The 500-nt window shown below is 47.0% G+C and carries 1 protein-coding gene; it reads right to left on the reverse strand.

Going from position 1 to position 500, the window contains the following annotated elements; genetic code table 11:
* A partial coding sequence (locus tag FQP90_RS23185) for a sulfatase-like hydrolase/transferase (protein WP_144653461.1) occupies positions 1 to 500 on the reverse strand: 500 nt, incomplete at both ends.

Consider the following 500-nt stretch of genomic DNA (forward strand, 5'->3'; position numbering starts at 1 on the left):
ATTACGGCTTCACCGTTGCGATAAAGCGGTTCTACTTCGACGCCTGGAATCTCACCTTTTTGAATCGCTTCAGCGGTTGCTGCGTTTTTGGCAGGGAACATCATGTCTCTATTAAAGTGATTCGACCCTCCAGCTAAAATCCCATAACTTTGAGTAAAACCGCGGTCATCCGGCAAAAATCCATCGTCATGCCCTAAGTGCCACTTACCTGAAAGATAGGTGTTGTACCCGTTGTCTTTAAGTAACGTCGCAACCGTTACACCCTTTTTCGTAAGATAGCCTTCGTAACCTGGTTTGCCTATCGCATCCGGATAAACCGCATAATCAAACGTTCCAAGTCCAACCTCGTGACTATTCGCACCCGTTAACATCATGGAACGAGTGACTGACGATGTGGGAGAAGCATGGAAGTTGGTAAATTTAACCCCTTCTTCAGCCAACGCCATCAAATTTGGCGTGTCCACTTCAGAGCCATAAGGCTGTGTATCAGCAAAGCCGAC

The organism is Paenarthrobacter nitroguajacolicus (genome assembly GCF_007786235.1).
In the GTDB taxonomy this organism is placed as follows: domain Bacteria; phylum Actinomycetota; class Actinomycetes; order Actinomycetales; family Micrococcaceae; genus Arthrobacter; species Arthrobacter nitroguajacolicus_A.